The 20,563-nt window shown below is 29.9% G+C and carries 16 protein-coding genes; 12 read left to right on the top strand and 4 right to left on the bottom strand.

Translation table 11 applies throughout. The features are described from left to right. The 4 genes from Q0762_RS00180 to Q0762_RS00165 all read right to left on the bottom strand — a co-directional run bounded on the left by Q0762_RS00180 (position 1) and on the right by Q0762_RS00165 (position 7,342). Positions 1-858 carry a DMT family transporter gene (locus Q0762_RS00180; RefSeq protein ID WP_298762385.1) on the bottom strand — a complete coding sequence of 286 codons (858 nt, stop codon included), beginning with the start codon at positions 856-858 and terminating at the stop codon, positions 1-3. A gap of 142 nt (positions 859-1,000) precedes the next feature. Next, entirely contained in the window at positions 1,001-4,372 is a 3,372-nt protein-coding gene (gene mfd, locus Q0762_RS00175; protein ID WP_298762384.1) for a transcription-repair coupling factor, read from the bottom strand. A gap of 113 nt (positions 4,373-4,485) precedes the next feature. Then, positions 4,486-4,974, bottom strand: a complete 489-nt coding sequence (locus Q0762_RS00170; RefSeq protein ID WP_298762382.1) for a DUF255 domain-containing protein — start codon at positions 4,972-4,974, stop codon at positions 4,486-4,488. Between the two features lie 10 nt (positions 4,975-4,984). Further along, positions 4,985-7,342: a TonB-dependent siderophore receptor gene (locus Q0762_RS00165; RefSeq protein WP_298762380.1), complete on the bottom strand. Its 2,358-nt coding sequence runs from the start codon at positions 7,340-7,342 to the stop codon at positions 4,985-4,987. 148 nt (positions 7,343-7,490) lie between these two features. Here Q0762_RS00165 and Q0762_RS00160 point away from each other — a divergent pair, with 148 nt between their 5' ends. The 12 genes from Q0762_RS00160 (at position 7,491) to Q0762_RS00105 (ending at position 20,563) form a co-directional block, all read left to right on the top strand. Next, entirely contained in the window at positions 7,491-8,147 is a 657-nt protein-coding gene (locus Q0762_RS00160) for a metal-dependent transcriptional regulator (protein ID WP_298762378.1), read from the top strand. Then, positions 8,144-8,980, top strand: a complete 837-nt coding sequence (locus Q0762_RS00155; protein WP_298762376.1) for a ZIP family metal transporter — start codon at positions 8,144-8,146, stop codon at positions 8,978-8,980. The genes Q0762_RS00160 and Q0762_RS00155 overlap by 4 nt, the downstream gene beginning before the upstream one ends. Positions 8,981-9,181: 201 nt before the next feature. Continuing rightward, positions 9,182-12,337: an exodeoxyribonuclease V subunit beta gene (locus Q0762_RS00150; RefSeq protein WP_298762374.1), complete on the top strand. Its 3,156-nt coding sequence runs from the start codon at positions 9,182-9,184 to the stop codon at positions 12,335-12,337. Between the two features lie 253 nt (positions 12,338-12,590). After that, a complete protein-coding gene (locus tag Q0762_RS00145; RefSeq protein ID WP_298762372.1) occupies positions 12,591-13,952 on the top strand; it encodes an OmpA family protein in 1,362 nt (453 codons plus the stop codon). 173 nt (positions 13,953-14,125) lie between these two features. Continuing rightward, a complete protein-coding gene (atpD, locus tag Q0762_RS00140; RefSeq protein ID WP_298762370.1) occupies positions 14,126-15,634 on the top strand; it encodes a F0F1 ATP synthase subunit beta in 1,509 nt (502 codons plus the stop codon). Positions 15,635-15,712: 78 nt separating this feature from the next. Then, positions 15,713-15,991, top strand: coding sequence for a hypothetical protein (locus tag Q0762_RS00135; protein WP_298762368.1), 279 nt, complete (start codon positions 15,713-15,715; stop codon positions 15,989-15,991). Positions 15,992-16,326: 335 nt separating this feature from the next. Beyond that, a complete protein-coding gene (locus tag Q0762_RS00130; protein ID WP_298762366.1) occupies positions 16,327-16,938 on the top strand; it encodes a hypothetical protein in 612 nt (203 codons plus the stop codon). A 4-nt stretch (positions 16,939-16,942) separates the two neighbouring features. Continuing rightward, complete coding sequence (locus tag Q0762_RS00125) at positions 16,943-17,572, top strand: hypothetical protein (protein ID WP_298762364.1); 630 nt, start codon at positions 16,943-16,945, stop codon at positions 17,570-17,572. After that, positions 17,548-18,297 (top strand): ATP-binding protein, encoded by a 750-nt coding sequence (locus Q0762_RS00120; RefSeq protein WP_298762363.1) that lies wholly within the window; start codon positions 17,548-17,550, stop codon positions 18,295-18,297. Before Q0762_RS00125 ends, Q0762_RS00120 begins: the two co-directional genes overlap by 25 nt. Beyond that, a complete protein-coding gene (locus Q0762_RS00115) occupies positions 18,294-18,938 on the top strand; it encodes a response regulator transcription factor (protein ID WP_298762361.1) in 645 nt (214 codons plus the stop codon). Before Q0762_RS00120 ends, Q0762_RS00115 begins: the two co-directional genes overlap by 4 nt. Positions 18,939-18,958: 20 nt before the next feature. Further along, positions 18,959-19,354, top strand: a complete 396-nt coding sequence (gene rbfA / locus Q0762_RS00110) for a 30S ribosome-binding factor RbfA (RefSeq protein WP_298762359.1) — start codon at positions 18,959-18,961, stop codon at positions 19,352-19,354. A 6-nt stretch (positions 19,355-19,360) separates the two neighbouring features. Beyond that, positions 19,361-20,563, top strand: a complete 1,203-nt coding sequence (locus Q0762_RS00105; RefSeq protein WP_298763157.1) for an ABC transporter permease — start codon at positions 19,361-19,363, stop codon at positions 20,561-20,563.

Genomic DNA, 20,563 nt, shown 5'->3' with positions numbered 1-20,563 from the left:
TTACTTTTTACTTCTAATACTCTCAATAACAACCGTTAAAAGTATTAATCCACCACCAATGTAGGTGTTAAAAGAAGGTATTTCTCTTACAAAAATAAAGGCAATAATAATACCAAATATAGGTTGTACACTGCTAATTATGCTTGCTGTAGCTACAGAAAAATGTTGTAACGAATTTACAATCATAGTGTGCCCAATTGCTGTAGTTAAAAGTGCAATTAATACCAATAAAGGCAACTGACTTTGTACATTAGAAACATCACTTAAAAACAACACTGGTAGTAACAATGTAGCAACAATAATTAGTTGGTATAACATAATCATACTGCCGTTGTAATTTTTCACATGCTTTTTTGTAGTTAAATTTCTTAATGCATAACATAAAGCAGAAAATACGCCCAATAAAATTCCTTTAGCTTCGTCATTTTCTAAAGAAAAATTTGGCACTAAAATATACACTCCAATGAGTACTAAAATACCTAGCAAAACATGAATCGCGTTTAATTTCTGTTTAGAGAAAAAAGGCTCTAAAAAAGCGGTCATTACAGGAAAAGTATACATAGAAAGCATGCCTAAAGCAACATTAGAAAGCTTAAGCGCATAAAAATAAGAAACCCAATGGGCTGCCATAAATGCGCCACTTACTAAAAAAGAATATCCATCTTTTTTAGAATTTATCTTAAGATTAACCTTTTTGTATTTACAGAATAGAAATATAAAAAAGGCACCAAAACCACCTCTAAACCAAATAATTACTTCTGCAGGTAATGCTATGTATTTACCTAAAACGCCAGAAGTGCTAATAAAAAGTGTTGCTAAAAGTAGTAGTGATAAATTTTTTATGTGTGAATTTTCCATTTTTTTTAATAGTTGTCATTTAGACTTTATGGAGAAATCTCACATAAATTACTTGGTTAATTTTAGGTTTTTAATTTCAATTTTTTATTGAAATTCTTCATTTAAATTTCGATAATCTCATTATAAAGAAAACGTGTTTTGGTTATATTTTCTGCAAAACAGACAAAGCCGTTTTTACACTATCTATTCTTATAAATGTAATTAGCAAACGTAGTCCGTTTTTGGTCTGTTTTTCTTTCATTACGCAACTTTTACTATTGTTTTGCAAATATTTTAGCATACTAGAAAATGCTGCTGTTTGGTAAAAATCACTTTGTTGGTCAGAAACAAAATACCCTAACATTCTTTTTTGCTTTAATATAACCTTTTCTAAACCTAACTTTTTAGCCAACCATTTTATACGCACAGAATCTAATAAATCTGCTACTTGTGTTGGAATCTCTCCAAAACGATCTATAATTTCAGTTTCAAAAACTTGCAGTTCTTCCTCGGTTTCTAAAGTACCTAGTTTGTTGTATAGTGCTAATCTTTCTGTAATAGAATTAATGTAATCATCAGGAAAAAGAATCTCAAAATCAGTATCAATGGTTACTTCTTTTACATATTCTTTTGGTTTGCTATTATCTGTTGGATATAAATCTGAAAATTCATTTTCCTTTAATTCTTCAATAGCCTCTTGTAGTATTTTTTGATAGGTATCAAAACCAATATCGTTTATAAAACCACTCTGTTCTCCGCCCAATAAATCTCCAGCTCCACGAATTTCTAAATCTTTCATGGCAATGTTTATTCCAGATCCTAAATCAGAAAACAGCACCAAAGCTTCAATTCGTTTTCTGGCATCATCTGTCATCATATGATAAGGTGGTGTAATAAAATAACAGAATGCTTTTTTGTTAGAACGCCCAACTCTACCGCGCATTTGGTGTAAATCAGACAATCCAAAATTATTGGCATTATTAATAAAAATAGTGTTGGCATTGGGTACGTCTAAACCACTTTCTATAATGGTTGTAGATACTAAAACATCAAAATCTCCAGCCATAAAACCAAGCATTAATGCTTCTAGCTTTTTGCCTTCCATTTGTCCATGTCCAATTCCAATTTTTGCAGAAGGCACTAATCTTTGTAACAAACCAGCAACTTCTTTAATGTTTTCTATTCTATTATGAATAAAAAATACTTGTCCGCCTCTAGAAACTTCGTAAGAAATAGCATCTCTTATGGTTTCTTCGCTAAAGCGGATGACGTTACTTTCTATAGGATGTCTGTTTGGTGGCGCAGTTTTAATAACCGATAAATCTCTTGCAGCCATTAAGCTAAACTGCAAAGTTCTAGGAATTGGAGTTGCAGTTAAGGTTAAAGTATCTACATTTTCTTTTAAGGTTTTTAATTTGTCTTTTACAGCAACACCAAATTTTTGCTCTTCATCAATTATTAAAAGTCCTAAATCTTTAAATTGCAAACGTTTATTGGTTAATTGATGTGTACCAATTATAATATCTACAGCACCATCATTTACACCATCTATTGCCGCAGTTTTTTGTTTGGCAGTTCTAAAACGGTTTAAATAATCTATTTTAACAGGAAAATCTTTTAAACGCTCAGAAAATGTTTTGTAATGTTGAAAAGCCAAAATAGTAGTAGGTACTAAAATGGCTACTTGCTTGCCATTATCTACAGCTTTAAAAGCGGCTCTAACGGCAACTTCTGTTTTACCAAAACCAACATCTCCACAAACTAACCTGTCCATTGGTTGTTCTTTTTCCATATCATTTTTTACAGCTTGTGTAGCCGTAAATTGATCTGGAGTATCTTCATACATAAAACTACCTTCTAGCTCATGTTGTATGTGAGTATCTGGACCAAAAGCAAAGCCTTTTTGTAATTTTCTTTTTGCGTATAGTTGAATTAAATTAAACGCAATATGTTTTACTCTTGCTTTGGTTTTTTGTTTTATTTTTTTCCAAGCGCCAGAACCTAATTTGTAAATTTTAGGTGTTTTACCATCTTTACCGTTAAACTTAGAAATTTTATGAAGCGAGTGAATGCTTACATATAAAATATCTCTTTCTCCGTAAACTAATTTTATAGCTTCCTGCTTTTTACCTTGAACATCTATTTTTTGCAAACCACCAAATTTCCCTATTCCATGGTCCATGTGCGTTACATAATCACCAATTTCTAGTTTGTTAAGTTCTTGCAAGGTTATGGCTTGCTTTTTTGCATAACCATTTTTTAGTCTGAACTTATGGTAACGTTCAAAAATTTGATGATCTGTATAACAAACCAATTTTTGATCTACATCTACAAAACCTTGGTATAAAGGAAAAACTACGGTTTCATAATGTACTTTTTTTTCTGAATCTTCAAAAATATCTTGAAAACGTTTGGCTTGTTGCTCATTAGCACAAAAAATATAGTTGGTAAAACCACCTTTGTGGTATTCTTCTAAATTATCTATTAGTAAGTTGAATTGCTTGTTAAAAGAAGGTTGGGGTATGGTATTGAATTTAATGGTGTCTTCAACTTGATTTAACACTAGTTCTTTAGCGTCTGAAATAAGTTCAGAATGATGTTTTGCATCAAAATTAACTAACGTAAATGCTTTTAATTGGTTGATGATAAAAGCGCCATCACAAAACAATTCAGATGGTTTTGCATGTTTTATTTCTTTTGATAAATCGTTAAAAGCAGTTTCTGCTTTGGTAAAAAACTTATCTAAATTACCTTTTAAAACATCTAAGTTTTTGGCAAAAACGATGGTTTTAGGTGCAATGTATTTTAAAAAACTTTCTCTATTTTCTTGTAAGGTTTTATTTTCTACATTGGGCATTATAGAAACTTTTTTCAGTTTCTCTGTAGATAGTTGTGTAGCAACATCAAAAGTTCTAATACTGTCAATTTCATCGCCAAAAAATTCTATTCTGTAAGGTTCATCATTAGAAAAAGAAAATACATCTATAATACCACCTCTAACCGAAAAATCTCCAGGTTCTGTAACAAAATCTGTACGTTTAAACTTGTATTCAAAAAGTATTTCATTTACAAAATCTAGAGATAAATTTTCGCCAACGGTAACTTTTAATGTGTTTTTATCGAGTTCTTTTTTGGTAACTACTTTTTCAAATAAAGCCGTAGGATAAGTAACAATTACAGCAGGTTTTTTACGAGAATTAATTCTGTTTAAAACCTCTGAACGTAATAAAACATTAGCATTATCTGTTTCATCAATTTGGTAAGGTCTTCTGTAAGAGCCTGGGTAAAAAAGCACATTATTATCACCTAATAATTGCTCTAAATCGTTTAAATGGTAAGCAGCTTCTTCTTTATCATTAAAAATTAAAAGAAAGGGTTTTTCTGTTTTTTTAAAGGTTTCAGAAATTACAAAAGACAACGACGAGCCTACCAAATTCTGTATTTCAATAGGGTTGTTTTCTTGTTGTAGCTGTTGTATTAACTGCGAAACATTCGCAGACGTTTGGTATTGGTTTACAATATGCTGCTTGCTCAATTGGGTAAATTTTAGACAAAGGTAATACCAAAATCAATAAAAACCCATAAAAACCTATTTGGTATTTTGTTTAGAGGTAATTCTTTTATTTTGTGTAGTTAAAAATTAGGTGTTTAGATTTTAGATTTTGTTAAAATAGCAATCATATTTTTTGGAGAAATGTATTCAAAATCTCTTTGAATCACAGTAAAATCTGGATTTAAAATAATAGTAAACGGCAAAGAAAAATTAGCGTTTGGTCTTTGCCCTAAAAGTAGTGGTATTTCGTGCATAGGTCTTCTACTTTTACTAAGTTGCTTGTTTTTAAATAGTTTACCACCAAAGGTGATGTTTTTTTTGTACTCTGCATCCATTTTTACAGCGTAAAAATTAGTATTTAGAAGTGTAATTACCGTTTGATTTTTAAATGCAGTAGCATCCATTTTTTTACAATAGGCGCACCAATCTGCATAAAAGTTAATAAAAACTTTTTTGGGTTTAATGGCTAAAGAATCTTCTAACTGCTCAAAAGTTAACCAATTAACTTTTTGGTTTTGTGCTTTTATTTCATCCGAAGAAAAAATAAGACAACATATAAAGAGCAAGCTAAATGTAATTCTCATGAATTTATATTTAATGTAATTTACCAAATTTTATACCAATAAATACCGTTCTTGGCGCTGCAGGGCCATAAACGTAATCTGAATCTCTGGTTGGACCCGTATCAAAATCGTCTTGAAAACTATTAAAAATATTTTTTAAACCACCAGAAAAGGTTATCATAAAATCATCAGAAAAATCTATGTGAGATTCTAATTTTATATTCAAATCGAAAAAAGATTGCGTTTCATTTAACTGTAAAAAACCACTATCGCTAACTACAATAGGTACTACCATGCTACCTGTATAAGTACCTGTAATATCTACATTAAATTTTTCTAACGGAATGTAAGTTGCGTTTAAATAACCGTATAAATTAGGTGTTCTTGTAAATTCGTTTATAATAATATCTGTTTCTCCTGCAGTTCCATCAGTTTCAAAAATAACTTGTGGTTCGTGATAAATGGCTTTTTGTAAAGTACCGCCCAATTGAAATTGCCATTTAGGATTTGGAGAGTAACCTGCTTCAAAATTAGAACCATAAACTTTTGCTCCAGATCCGTTTCTAACTTCTTCTAAAATAGAACCATTTGGCAAAACATTACCAGTACTTACTAAGGTAAATGGGTTTTCTAAAACAGTGTAAAAACCTTCAACTAAAAAATCCATTTGTGCCAAACCTTTGGTTTCAGAATAATTAAAAGAACCTGTATAGGCGTTAGAATATTCTGTATTTAAATCTTCTGAAAGAATTACAAATTGTGGCTCGCCACCAACGCTAGAAATGTGTAAATCTTCATTAAAAGCTTGTGGTGCTCTAAACCCACGAGAATAACCACCTCTAAATTTTAAAGCATCTGTAAACAAGTAAGAAAAGGTAAGTCTTGGCGAAAGTGCCGTTTGGTTTAAAGAAATTTCTCTTGCTACATTTCCAACACGATAGGCGCCGTCTACATTTACATTGTCTACTCTTGTGCCAAGTAAAGCTGTAAATTTTGTAGTTGGTTTCCACTCATATTGTGCATACGTACCAAAAGCATTAACAGTTTGGTCTATTAATCTATTGTAACCTGCAATAATGTCTTCTGTTGCAGTGTGGTTTGCTTCTAAACCAACTGTTAAAACATCTCTGTTGTAATTTTTTGTAAACTGCAAACCGTTTACCCAAGCCAAATCTTTGGTGGTACCAAAAGCATTGTTTGCAGTTATGCTGTCTTGCCTTGTTCTGCCGCCACCTAAACCACCATAATAACTGTCTCTATTGGTGTTAGATACAGAAGTGTACAATTGTATTTTTTTAGAATAATCTTTACTATTTAGTTCGTATTCTGCGCCACCAATAAAAGTATCGTGATTTAATTCTTCTGTAATGTCTGTAAATTGAGGTGCTAAGTCTAATTGGTTTCCACCACGTCTATACTCGTTAATTGCATTTAAATTTACAGATATTTTACTTCTATTATTAGATTTAAGAAAAGCCTTTGCGCCAACAGTATTGTTTCTAAGTGCTACTAATTCTGTAAAACCATCGCCATCAAAATCTAAACTTTCTCTGTTTCTGTAATTGCCAAATAAGGTGAAACCACTATTAAGATCATCTGCAACAATAGAACTATTAAAAGTAAGTACTTTATCAGCAGCTTTACCATTAATTAATGCCAGATTTGAGCCAACTTCCCAAGTATTTAAAATAGGATCTTTGGTAATAATATTTACAGTTCCTGCAATGGCATTTGAGCCAAAAAGTGCAGAGCCACCACTTCTAACCACTTCTATTCTGTCTATAATATTTGTGGGAATTTGTTCTAAACCATAAACGCCAATTAAAGAAGAAAATACTGGTCTGCTATTTAATAAAACTTGCGTATAAGCGCCTTCTAAACCATTTAACCTTACTTGGGTAAATCCGCAATTTTGGCAGTTATTTTCTACCCGTACACCAGGTGCAAAATTTAAACCTTCTGCTACAGAGATAGATTGTGTTGCATTTAATAATCTTGGTTTTATAGAAGAAACAATAACAGGTGCGTTGCGTTTTTCTACCCTGTTTCTAGTGGCACTAACTACAACTTCGTCTAAGCCTAAACGATCTTCAATAAGTACAAAATCTATTTTTTGTTGCTCATATTTTTTGATTGATATTTTTTTTGATATTTTTCTAAATCCTTGAGAACTTACTTCTATTAAGATGTCTTTGCCAGGTTTTAAATTTAAAGTATACAGCCCATTAATGTCTGTATTGGTGCCTTCTGTGCCGCCTTTAACATAAACAAAGGTAAAAGGTATGGGTTCTCCTTTTGCAGTTACAACACCAGAAATAGTAGTATTTTGTGCAGCTAATTTTGCAAAAATTAATAGTGTAAATAGGGTTAAGAGTGTTTTAATCTTCATTTTTTAATTCAATTTTAAAATAACGTATTGTATTAATTTAGAATTAATAAAATTTATTTTATGCAAATATAATATATTTTTTAGGTTAGTCTAAAAATTTATTTTAATAAAAATAAAAAGTTTATCTTTGTGATCTAAATAAAGTTTGATGTTTACACATTCAGAAGAAAATTATTTAAAAACCATTTATCATTTAGAGTTAGATTCTGAAAAAGGAATTAGTACCAATGCCATAGCCAAACAATTAGAAACAAAAGCATCTTCTGTTACAGATATGGTTAAAAAGCTTTCTGAGAAAGAAGTGGTTATTTATAAAAAGTACAAAGGAGTTACGTTAACAGCATTTGGAAAAAAAACAGCAGCAAATATTGTTAGAAAGCACCGTTTATGGGAAGTTTTTTTGGTTGAAAAATTAAATTTCTCTTGGGATGAAGTGCATGAGGTTGCAGAACAATTAGAACATATAAAATCGCCAAAATTAATTAATCAGTTAGACGCTTTTTTAAGTTTTCCAACTCACGATCCACACGGAGATCCAATTCCAGATAAGAATGGGAATTTAAAAACTATAGAAAAGAGTTTATTATCTACCTTGCAAAAAAATGAATGTGGTATTTGTGTTGGAGTAGATGATTCTTCGTCTGAATTTTTACAGTTTTTAGACAAAAAAGGTATTATTTTAGGCGAAAAAATAACCGTTTTAGAAAAAGAAGAGTTTGATGATTCTTTGCAGATATCTATTCAAGATAAAAAATTATCAATCTCAAATAAAATAGCAAATAACTTATACATTAAAAAGGCATGATTACATTTGATCAAATAGTAGATTTTTGTAAAGAAAATCCTATACAAGGCGCCTTGTACGCCTCTTTATTTACATGGGGTTTAACAGCAGCTGGTGCAGGTTTGGTTTTCTTTTTTAAAAAATTAAACAGGGCTGTTTTAGATGGTATGTTGGGTTTTACAGGTGGTGTAATGGTTGCTGCAAGTTTTTGGAGTTTACTATCGCCAGCAATAGAAAATAGTCCTGGAGAAGGTTTTGTAAAAGTTATTCCTGCAGCAATTGGTTTTGCATTGGGAGCTTTATCTTTATTTGGTATGGATAAAATTTTACCACATTTACATATTAATTTTAAAGAAAACGAAGCAGAAGGCGTAAAAACAGAATTACACAGATCTACATTATTGGTTTTAGCAATTACGTTGCACAACATTCCAGAAGGTTTGGCAGTAGGTGTGCTGTTTGGTGCAGCCTCAACTTTAGTTGGTGTAGAGCAAACAGAAATGATTATAGCTGCAATTTCTTTAGCAATTGGTATAGGAATACAAAATTTTCCAGAAGGTTTTGCTGTTGCAATGCCCTTAAGAAGGCAAGGTGTTAGTAGATTAAAAAGTTTTTGGTATGGGCAGCTTTCTGCAGTTGTAGAACCAGTTGCAGCTGTTTTAGGAGCTTTAGCAGTATCTTTTTTTACACCAATTTTACCTTATGCATTAGCTTTTGCAGCAGGTGCTATGATTTTTGTGGTTATTGAAGAAGTTGTGCCAGAAACACAAAGAGATAAATATACAGATATTGCCACGCTTGGTTTTATTGGTGGCTTTATTGTAATGATGTCTTTAGATGTTGGGCTTGGATAAATGTAACTTTATCCTTATTCAAAAAAAATAGTGCACAAACAGTTTTTAAATACACTTTACATACTTAATCAATTTGAAATATTACGCATAATTATTTTTTAGGCTTTTGAAATTAGATTTTTTTTAATTTTATAGCGAACTACCTGTAATTCTATGTTTTTTATTCATTAAATTCGTACAAATTGTTTTTAAAAATAAATTGTGCAACAACCTTCAAATTTTCAAGTCTATAATGCCTCTGCAGGAAGTGGCAAAACTTTTACTTTAGTAAAAAAATACCTTAAAGTATTATTAATTTCTGATGATATTTTTATGTTTCAGAAAGTGTTGGCAATTACCTTTACCAACAAAGCTGCAGGCGAAATGAAAGAGCGTGTTTTAGCGAACTTAGAAACTTTTTCTGAAGGCAAAAGCAACGATTTGTTGTCTCATATTATTAAGGAAACAAATTTAGATTTTAACACCATTCAAGAACGTAGTAAAAAGATTTTAGATGCTATTCTTCAAAATTATTCTGCTTTTTCTATTACTACTATAGATAGTTTTACGCATAAAATTATTAAAAGTTTTGCCTATGATTTGGGTTTGTCTTTAAATTTTGAAGTAGAAATGGACGCCATTTCTTTACTAAATGAAGCAGTAGATATTTTATTATCTAAAATTGGTACAGATCAAAAGCTTACAAAATTACTTATAACGTATACCCTAGACAAAACCGATGATGATAAATCTTGGGATATTTCTAGAGATTTAAATGAATTTGCTAAAATTCTTTTAAATGAAGATGACACCAAGCATTTTAGAAATTTGGCAGATAAGCAGTTAGATGATTTTTTTGGTTTAAAGACTAAACTACAAAAAATCAATAGTCAGATAGAAAAAGAATTTAAAGATATTAGTGATAAGGTTTTAAAATTTATTGATAATAATGGACTTTCTTCAACAGATTTTAGTTACGGAGATTACCCAAAACATTTCGAAAAATTTCAAAAATTACCATTTTTAAAGAATGGAGATATCAAATTTGAAGGTCGTTTAAATAAAAATATCGAAGAGGATAAAAATTTATACGGAGCTAAAACTACACCATTAGCTAAAGATATTATTGATGATATAAAGGAGCAATTGCATCAATATTATTATCAATCTAAAACATTGTTTGAAGAGAAATATGCATTGTATCTTTTAAACAAATTGGCACTAAAAAGTATTACACCATTAGCAGTTTTAAATAATATTAATAATGAGCTAAATGCAATAAAAGAAGACAATAATATTCGTTTAAATGCAGAGTTTAATCAGTTAATTTCAGACAATATAAAAGGCCAACCTGCACCCTTTATATATGAAAGAATTGGCCAGCGATTTATGCACTATTTTATAGATGAAATGCAAGACACTTCTGAGTTACAATGGCAAAATTTAATTCCACTTATAGATAATGCCTTGGCGCAAGAAAGTAGTAATTTATTGTTGGTTGGTGATGGTAAACAAGCCATTTATAGATGGCGTGGTGGTAAAGCAGAACAATTTATTGGTTTAGGAATAAAAGGGAATTTAGGTAATAACCCTTTTCAAATTGATAAAAAAGTAGAAGAATTAGATACAAATTATAGAAGTTATTCAGAAATTATCAATTTTAACAACCAATTTTTTCAGCATGCCGCTAATTTTCTTCAAAATGAAGTCTATAAAAATATTTATACAGAAGGCAATCAACAAAAAGAAAATGCTAAGAAAGGTGGCTACGTTTCTTTAGAGTTTTTGGAAAAATTAGCAAATAAAGAAGACGATAAATTAAAATACCCTACAAAGGTTTTTGAACGAATTCTTAATTTAAAAGATAGGTTTAAGCTTGGTGAAATTTGTGTATTAACTAGAACAAAAAAAGATGGAATTGCAATAGCAGATTTTTTAACGGAAAAAGGAATAAAAATTGTTTCCTCAGAAACATTGCTTTTAAAGAATGATGTAAAAATTAAGTTCATTATTAATTTATTACAAACAATACAAAACAATATAGATGAAGAAAGTAGATTTGAAATATTGTACTTTTTGCATGAGCATTTAGAGATTGCTCAAGAGAAACATCAATTTATAGAAACCTATATAAAAGCTGATAATTTTACTCTTTTTAAATCTTTAGAAAAATATACTATTAATTTTGAGCTATCTAGTTTTTTACAATTGCCATTTTACGAAAAAATAGAAACTATTGTTAGAAGTTTTAAATTGGTAAACGCATCAGACGCTTACATTCAGTTTTTTTTAGATGTGGTTTTAGAACAACAGCGCAAAGAAACTAGTATTCAAGATTTTTTAGATTTTTGGACTTTAAAAAGCAATACATTAAGTATTGTTGCTCCAGAAAGTACAGAAGCTGTGCAAATTATGACCATTCATAAATCTAAAGGGTTAGAATTTCCAGTAGTTATTTTTCCTTTTGATGTAGCTATTTATAATGAAATTACCCCCAAAGTTTGGCTAGATGATTTACCAGCATCTTTTGGACAATTTAAGGAGCTTTTAGTAGATGGTTATAGTAATCTGCAACATGTAAGTGATAGAGGACTAGAAATTTTTAACCAAAAAAGCCAAGCCTTAGAGTTAGATAGTTTTAATTTACTATATGTAACGCTAACAAGAGCAGTAGAGCAATTACACATTATAACAGATTATAAAGTTTCAAAAAATGGAGACGAAAATCTCAAACATTATTCTGGTGTATTTATTAACTTTTTAAAGCAAATTAATCTTTGGAATGATCAACAAAAAAGTTACACTTTTGGAAATGAAGAAAGAAGAAGTGTTGTAAAGGAATTGGTGAGTAAAACTGAAATTCATCAAAAATTTACCACCACACCTTGGCAAGAGCATAATATTGTATTATTAGCAAGTTCTGCTAAATTATGGAATGCAGAGCAAAGTAAAGCAATAGATTTTGGTAATTTATTGCACGAAATTTTTTCAAAAATTAAAGTAAAACAAGATGCAGAAACTGTTATTCAAAACTATTACAATCAAGGTTTAATAGAAGAAAGTTTGCTAACCTATATACAAACTAGCGTTTTTACAGTGGTAAACCATCCACAATTAGAAGAGTATTTTACTAAAGATGTAATTACATATAATGAGCGAGAAATTGTAGATATAGACAATCAAGTAATTATACCAGACCGTTTGGTTTTTAATGCTAAGAATCAAATTATAATTATAGATTATAAAACAGGCGCTCCTTATAAAGAGCATCATCAGCAATTGTTAAAATATCAAAAAGTGTTAGAAACAATGAATTTTACAGTCATAAAAAAGATATTACTATATATTAATAAGAAGATTGAAATTGTTGAAGTATAATTGGAAATACTATTGTTACAATTAAATATCTAGTTTCTAATTATCAAAAAAAGTAAATTTTTGTTTGTAATACGTCATAAAAGTTATAAAAAGGTAAACCCTTTATAAACCTATTAAAAAAAACCATAACTTATTTAGAATTGATTAAAAGTTACCAGTTTTTTGAATTTTTTGTAGATTTATCTTTGTAGATAAGTTTTAACAACTTACTTTTGTTCTTAAAATAACGAACTTTTAATTTAAAAATTTGATAATGAAACATTTAAAATTAGCTATGATAGCTTTGTTTATGTTTGCCGCAATTGGTAACATAAATGCACAAGATGAAAACAATCCATGGGCTATTGGCTTTGGTGGGAATATTGTAGATTTCTACGGTTCTGATGACTTTGGTACTCAAGTAGAAGATGCACTAGGGAATACAGATTGGAATGTAATTCCATCTATCTCTAGAATATCCGCAGATAAATATTTAAATAAAGGCTTTTCTTTACAATTAGCAGGTTCTTTAAATAAAATTGAAACAATTCTTGCAGAAAATGATGCTAATGACCTTTATTGGGCTGTTGATGCAATTGTAAAGTATGACTTAAATCACCTGGTTGGAGAAACTGGATGGTTTGATCCTTATGTATATTTAGGTGGTGGTTATGTTGATCTTGATTCTGTAGGAGAAGGAATGTTAAATGCGGGTGTTGGTTTTAATACTTGGTTTAACGATAACTTAGGTTTAAACTTTCAAACAGGAACTAAATTAGGTTTTTCAGATAATATTAGAACGCATTACCAAACTACTTTAGGTTTAGTAATCAGATTTGGTGGTAAAGATACTGATAAAGACGGTGTATATGACAAAGATGATGCTTGTCCAGAAGTTGCTGGTTTAAAAGAATTCAATGGTTGTCCTGATGCAGATGGTGATGGAATCAAAGATTCTGATGACGCTTGTCCTAATGTAGCTGGTTTAGCAGCTATGAATGGTTGTCCAGATGCTGATGGAGATGGAGTTGCTGATAAAGATGATATGTGTCCAAATGAAAAAGGAACTAAAGCAAACAAAGGTTGTCCAGATTCTGATGGAGATGGAGTTATCAATAAAAAGGATAAGTGTCCTAATCAAGCTGGTCCAATGGCTAACAGTGGATGTCCTTGGCCAGATTCTGATAAAGATGGCGTATTAGATAAAGATGATAAGTGTCCTAATGTTGCAGGTGTTGCTTCTAATAAAGGTTGTCCAGCAGCTGTAATTACAAAAGAAGCAGAAAGTTCTTTAGGAGAGTTTGCTAAAGCAATCTTATTTAACTCTGGTAAATCTTCTTTCAAGCCAGGTGTAACTTCTAAGTTAAATGCAATAGTTAAAGTAATGAAGAATTATCCTAATGCTAATTTCTTAATCGAAGGTCATACAGATAGTCAAGGTTCTGCAGCATTAAACTTAAGAATTTCTGAAAAAAGAGCGACAGCTGTTAGAGATTACTTAGTGAAAAATGGTATTCCAACAACTAGATTACAATCTATTGGTTATGGAGAAGGAGAGCCTATCGCAACAAACAAAACTAGAGCAGGAAGAGCTCAAAATAGAAGAGTTGTAGTTAAAGTAACTAACAAAAAATAATTCTATTAAATTATTAATTAAGAAACCTCATCTTTTTAGATGAGGTTTTTTTATGGAATCTAGTTTCTTTTTACTTAAAAAAACTTTTTTAATTACAATCAAAAGAATTACCTTTGCCACCTGAAAATGAGATGATAAATCTCAAAACAATTAACAAATTTAATTAGATACAAATGTCTACAGCAACAGGAAAAGTTTCTCAAATTATTGGGCCAGTAATTGATGTTGAATTCAATACAGAGAATGAATTGCCGAAAATTTACGATTCATTAGAAATTAAAAAAGCCGATGGTTCTATTTTAGTTTTAGAAGTACAACAACATATTGGTGAAGATACCGTAAGAACCATTTCTATGGATGCTACCGACGGTTTAAGTAGAGGTGCTGAGGTAGTTGCTACTGGTAATCCAATTCAAATGCCAATTGGTAATGATATTTACGGTCGTTTATTTAACGTAACTGGAGATGCTATTGATGGTTTAGGAAACTTAGCAAAAGAAGGTAAAGATGGTTTACCAATTCATAGAAATGCTCCTAAATTTGAAGATTTATCTGTATCTACAGAAGTTTTATTTACAGGAATTAAAGTAATCGATTTAATAGAACCTTATGCAAAAGGTGGTAAAATTGGTTTATTTGGTGGAGCAGGTGTAGGTAAAACTGTTTTAATTCAAGAGTTAATTAATAACATTGCAAAAGGACACGGAGGTTTATCTGTATTTGCGGGTGTTGGAGAAAGAACTCGTGAAGGAAACGATTTATTGCGTGAAATGTTAGAGTCTGGAATTATAAAATACGGAGACGATTTTATGCATTCTATGGAAGAAGGAGGATGGGATTTATCTAAAGTAGATAAACCAGGTATGAAAGATTCTAAAGCTACTTTCGTTTTCGGACAAATGAATGAGCCACCAGGAGCAAGAGCACGTGTAGCTTTATCTGGCTTAACAATAGCAGAATATTTTAGAGACGGAGCAGGAGATGGTCAAGGAAAAGATGTACTTTTCTTTGTAGATAATATTTTCCGTTTTACACAAGCCGGTTCAGAAGTTTCTGCCTTATTAGGTCGTATGCCTTCTGCAGTGGGATATCAACCAACATTAGCAACAGAAATGGGTGCAATGCAAGAACGTATTACATCTACTAAAAAAGGTTCTATTACATCTGTACAGGCAGTTTATGTACCTGCAGATGATTTAACAGATCCAGCGCCAGCAACAACGTTTGCGCATTTAGATGCAACAACTGTATTGTCTCGTAAAATTGCAGAGTTAGGTATTTATCCAGCAGTAGATCCGTTAGATTCTACTTCTAGAATTTTAACAGCAGATATTTTAGGAGACGAGCATTATGATTGTGCACAGAAAGTAAAGGAAATTTTACAACGCTATAAAGAATTGCAAGATATTATTGCCATTTTAGGTATGGAAGAATTATCTGAAGAAGATAAATTAGTAGTACATAGAGCAAGACGTGTACAACGTTTCTTATCTCAACCTTTTCACGTAGCTGAGCAATTTACAGGTATACCTGGTGTTTTAGTAGATATTAAAGATACTATTAAAGGGTTTAACATGATAATGGATGGTGAGTTAGATAAATATCCAGAAGCTGCCTTTAACCTTAGAGGTTCTATACAAGATGCAATAGATGCAGGTGAAAAAATGTTAGCAGAGGCGTAAACAAGTTTTAAGTTATAAGTTTTGAGTTATACGTATTTAACCAAAAACTAAAACTAAGAACTAAAAACCAATAAAACTATGTTTTTAGAAATTGTAACACCAGAAGCCATACTGTTTTCAGCAGAAGTAGATTCTTTTTCTGCTCCAGGTACAGATGGTGAGTTTCAAGTATTAAATAATCACGCGCCTATAGTTGCTAATTTAACTGAAGGCAGTATTGCTATAAAAGCAGCTAACGTTGTTTTAGATGATAAGTTTAAAGAAAAGTTTGAAACTATTAGTGATAAATTAGTTTTAAAAATTAACTCAGGTACTTTAGAGTTAAATGATAATAAAGCAATTATTTTAGCAGATTAAATAAGCTAAATTTTAGTATACAAAAAGCCTCAAAACAAATGTGTTTTGAGGCTTTTTTAGTCAAACTATTTTAAAGATAGTTTGTTTGCAATTTCCCCTAAAAAATTACTTTTTCTTAATTAATTCATACGTCAAAAATCACTATTTTATTTGTTATAACAACAAGTGTAAAGCTCCTAATTTTTAGGGGAAAAACACCCTGTTTATTTTATGAAATAATTTTGTGTTTATAATTAAATGCATAATAATCAATTGTTTATAGTACTATGTTAAGATTACATACTCAAGTTCTAATTTATATTGTATTTTTAAGGAATTAACTAAAACCTTATTTTATGAAACCTATTTTAAAATTATCCTTTTTTTTATCCATACTAGTTTTAGCAATTGGTTGTACTTCTGAGTGTGATCATAAACAACAAGTAGTGAATGATGCTAGACCAAAAAATACAATTACCTATAAAGAGATGGCAGGTATGTTTCATCAATATGATATTGGTCAGAGAAAAGTATTAAATAAATATAGAAAAGAATTTACAGGAAGTAAACAAGATACCATTGAAACTATTTCTCATTTTTACCAAATAGATCAGATAAAGCAATATATAGCTTATTTAGAAAAGCTATCTAAAGAGAAAGAGATTAAGTTAACAGGTCTAAGAATTTTTTCTGCAGCATACCCTAAAAACCATTCAGATAAAAAATTAAGAGGTAGGCATTCTTTAATATTTATGCCAGCAACCAATATTGGTAAGTTTACAGATGTTGCTTTTGAACCTTTGTATTCAGGTAAAGGCAAGCCTATTAAATTTACGAAGTTCTTAAATCAATTTAGTAGTAAAGAAACAAAACAAGTACAAAGAGCTTCTTTTTTACCAACATTAACTACTACACAAGATTTGCTAAGTTCTGGTTTAAATAGAGGTAAAACAGCACCACCTTATTAATACAATGGAATTATTATCTGATATTGCTTATTTAGCTGTTATAATTACAGGCATTTTTACACTTATTTATAGAAGAAAGTACAATACCGTCTTTTATAAATATTTTTTGGCCTACATTATAATGGCTATAGTTGTAGAATCACTTGGTGTAATTTTAACTTCATACAGAATATCAAATATAGTAGTATATAATGTTTACACGTTTTTTGAATTTAATTTTGTTGCTCTTATTTATTATACTTTAACAAAAGAAGAAGTTTCTCATCTTTGGATTAAGTATTTAATGATTTTTTTTAATGGCATTTATTTCTTGAGTTTTATTTTTAAGATTTTAGAAAAGAGTACAGTGCTTTTAGGGGCAATGGTTGTGTGCGTTTTTATGGTTTTTTATCTAAAAGAATTATTAAAATCAGACAAAATTATTAGGTTTCAAAAAGATTTATCTTTTTGGATTACTGTTGGTTTTTTAATTTATTATTTAACAACAATGCCTTTTTACACAGTATTTTATATTTTTGGTTATGATGCAAAATCAGAGGGACCAAATTTATTTATATTGCAAAGTGTTATTATTATATTTACACATATTTGTTTTATTAGTGGTATCATATGGAGCTCCAAAGAGAAGAATTAGCTATTTTAATATCAACCTTTATAATTACTTTAGTTATAGTTGTGCTTATTATACTCTTTATCGTATTTCAGAATAAAAAAAAGATTTTACTTATAGATAAAGCAGAAACCAAAAAAAGATTTGAACGTGAAATTGCAGAAACTCAAATAGAAATTAGAGAAGAAACGTTAAGAAATATTAGTTGGGAGTTGCATGATAATATTGGTCAGTTACTAACCTTAGCTAAAATTCAACTGCAAAATACTTCTCCAGAAAATATAAATGAGGTTTCTGAAACCATAACCAAAGGTTTAACAGAAGTTAGAGCATTATCTAAATTAATTAACCCAGAAGCTATAAAAAATATTCGTTTAATAGAAGCAATTCAGTTAGAAATAGATCGTTTTAATAGATTGAATTTTATAAAATCTGTATTAAGAATTAAAGGAAAAGAGTTTCCAATAGACAAAAAAGCAAACATTATTATTTTTAGAATTTTACAAGAATTTTTTTCGAACACCATAAAACATTCAAAAGGTAAAAATTTAAATGTAGACTTAGATTTTAGACAAAATGAGTTGGTAATTATTGCAAAAGATGATGGTATTGGTTTTTCTTCAGAAAGTATTGCTACAGGTATTGGATTAGAAAATATAAGAAATAGAGCAAAATTAATTGGGGCAACCGCTGTTTTTACTTCCGAAGAAAATAAAGGAACAACTTTAAAAATGATTTATAAATTATGATAAATTATACTGTAGTAGTGGTGGATGATCATAACCTGTTATCGCAAGCAATTGCAGGTATGGTAAACGGTTTTAGTAAGTTTAAAGTATTGTATACTTGTGCAAATGGCCAGGAATTGGTAAATAAGTTTACTACATCACCAGAGTTTATACCAGATGTGGTTTTAATGGATATAAATATGCCCATTTTAAATGGTATTGAAACCACAGAGTGGATTACCAAAAACCACCAAACAGTAAATGTAATGGCACTTTCTGTAGAAGATGAAGATTTAACTATTTTAAAAATGTTAAAAGCAGGTGCAGTTGGTTATTTACTAAAAGATACTAAAAAGGAAATACTAGAACAGGCCTTAGTAGAAATTGTAGAAAGTGGTTTTTACCACACACAAAATGTTACTAATTTGTTAATGAAGTCTGTATCTGGTAACGAGACTAAAGAAATTGTTTTTAAAGAAAGAGAACGTATTTTTATGCAATATGCTTGTTCTGAACTTACTTATAAAGAAATTGCAGATAAAATGTGTTTAAGTCCAAAGACAATAGATGGTTATAGAGATGTTTTGTTTACTAAGCTAAATGTAAAAAACAGAGTTGGCTTGGTAATGTATGCTATTAAAAATAAGATTTATACTCCGTAAATTTATCGTAAATTTGCACTATGGAAGAAACAAACAGACAGCGCAAAATTGCGGGAGTTTTACAGAAAGATTTGGTAGATGTGTTACAAAAAGCGGCACAAGATGGTATGAAGGGCGTTATAATTTCTGTTTCTAAAGTACATGTAACTTCAGATTTAGGAGTTGCAAAGGTTTATTTAAGTATTTTTCCTTCAGAAAAAAGAGATGAAATTGTTACAGGAATACAATCCAATACACCTTTGATTCGTCATGAAATGGCAAAAAGAACAAAAAATCAATTGCGTAGAATGCCAGAATTGTTGTTTTTTGGAGACGATACTTTAGATTATATAGAAGAAATAGACAAATCTTTAAAAGGGAATGATGCAGACCCAATTAAAAACCCTGAAGTTTTACCAAGACGTCAAAAAAAATAAAACCTTATTAATTTTTCGTACTACATCGCAAAGCGATATTTATTTTCTAAAACCAGTAATAATGCTATAAACATTATTACCATAATTGCCTCTTTTGGAGTAATTGTAGGGGCTTTAGCTTTGTTTATTATACTTTCGGGCTTTTCTGGTTTAAGAACTTTTAGTGATAGTTTATTAGATAAATCAGATCCTGATATTAAAATTACTACAACAAAAGGCAAATCTTTTTTTGTTACAGATAATTTAAAAACGGTTTTAAAACAGCATAAAAATATAAATGTAATTGCTGAGGTTGTAGAAGAACGTGTTTTTTTAGAATACAATCAAAAAACAGAAATAGCTTTTATAAAAGGTGTAGATAGCAATTTTACAAAGATTTCTAATTTAGATGTTGCCTTATACGCAGGCAGTTGGTTGCAAAGTGATTTTAAAAATACGGCTGTTGTGGGCAGAGGAATTTCTAACAAATTATCTTTAGGAACCTACAATTATGGAAACCCATTAAAAATAATGATTCCAAAACCAGGAACTGGTTTTATAAACCCTAGAAACCCTTTTTATACTTTAGAAACGCAAATAGTTGGTGTGTATTCTGGTACAGAAGATTTTGAAAATAAATTTGTTTTTGTAGCGATAAACGAAGCTAGAAATTTATTAAAATTTAAAGAAAATCAAGTTACGAGTATAGAATTAAAGTTAAATGATAGAAAAAGAGCTGCTGCTTTTGCCAAATCTTTAAAACAAAAAATAGGTAAAGATTTTAAGGTACAAACAAAAGAACAGTTAAATGAAGTTTTTTATAAAGTAATAAATACAGAAAATTTTATATCGTATTTAATATTTACACTAATTGTAATTATTGCTTTATTTAACGTTATTGGTGCAATAATTATGCTGATTATTGATAAAAAAGCAAACTTAAAAACGCTGTATAATTTAGGTGCTACACTTAAAGAAATTAAATCAATTTTTATGTTTCAAGGTTTTTTGCTTACTTTTTTTGGAATGTGTATTGGTTTGTTTTTAGGAGTTTTATTGGTTTTTATTCAACAAAAATTTGCACTTTTTATGATTGTACCAAACGTGCCTTATCCTGTAGAATTTCAAATAACCAATTTGTTAATTGTGTTTTTTACAATATCTATTTTGGGATATATTGCTGCCAAAATTGCAAGTAGCAGAATTTCTAAAACTTTTTTAGCGCAATAA

Origin of the sequence: uncultured Polaribacter sp., assembly GCF_947495205.1 — a bacterium.
Taxonomy (GTDB): domain Bacteria; phylum Bacteroidota; class Bacteroidia; order Flavobacteriales; family Flavobacteriaceae; genus Polaribacter.
This window is presented reverse-complemented; position numbering and strand designations above follow the sequence as displayed.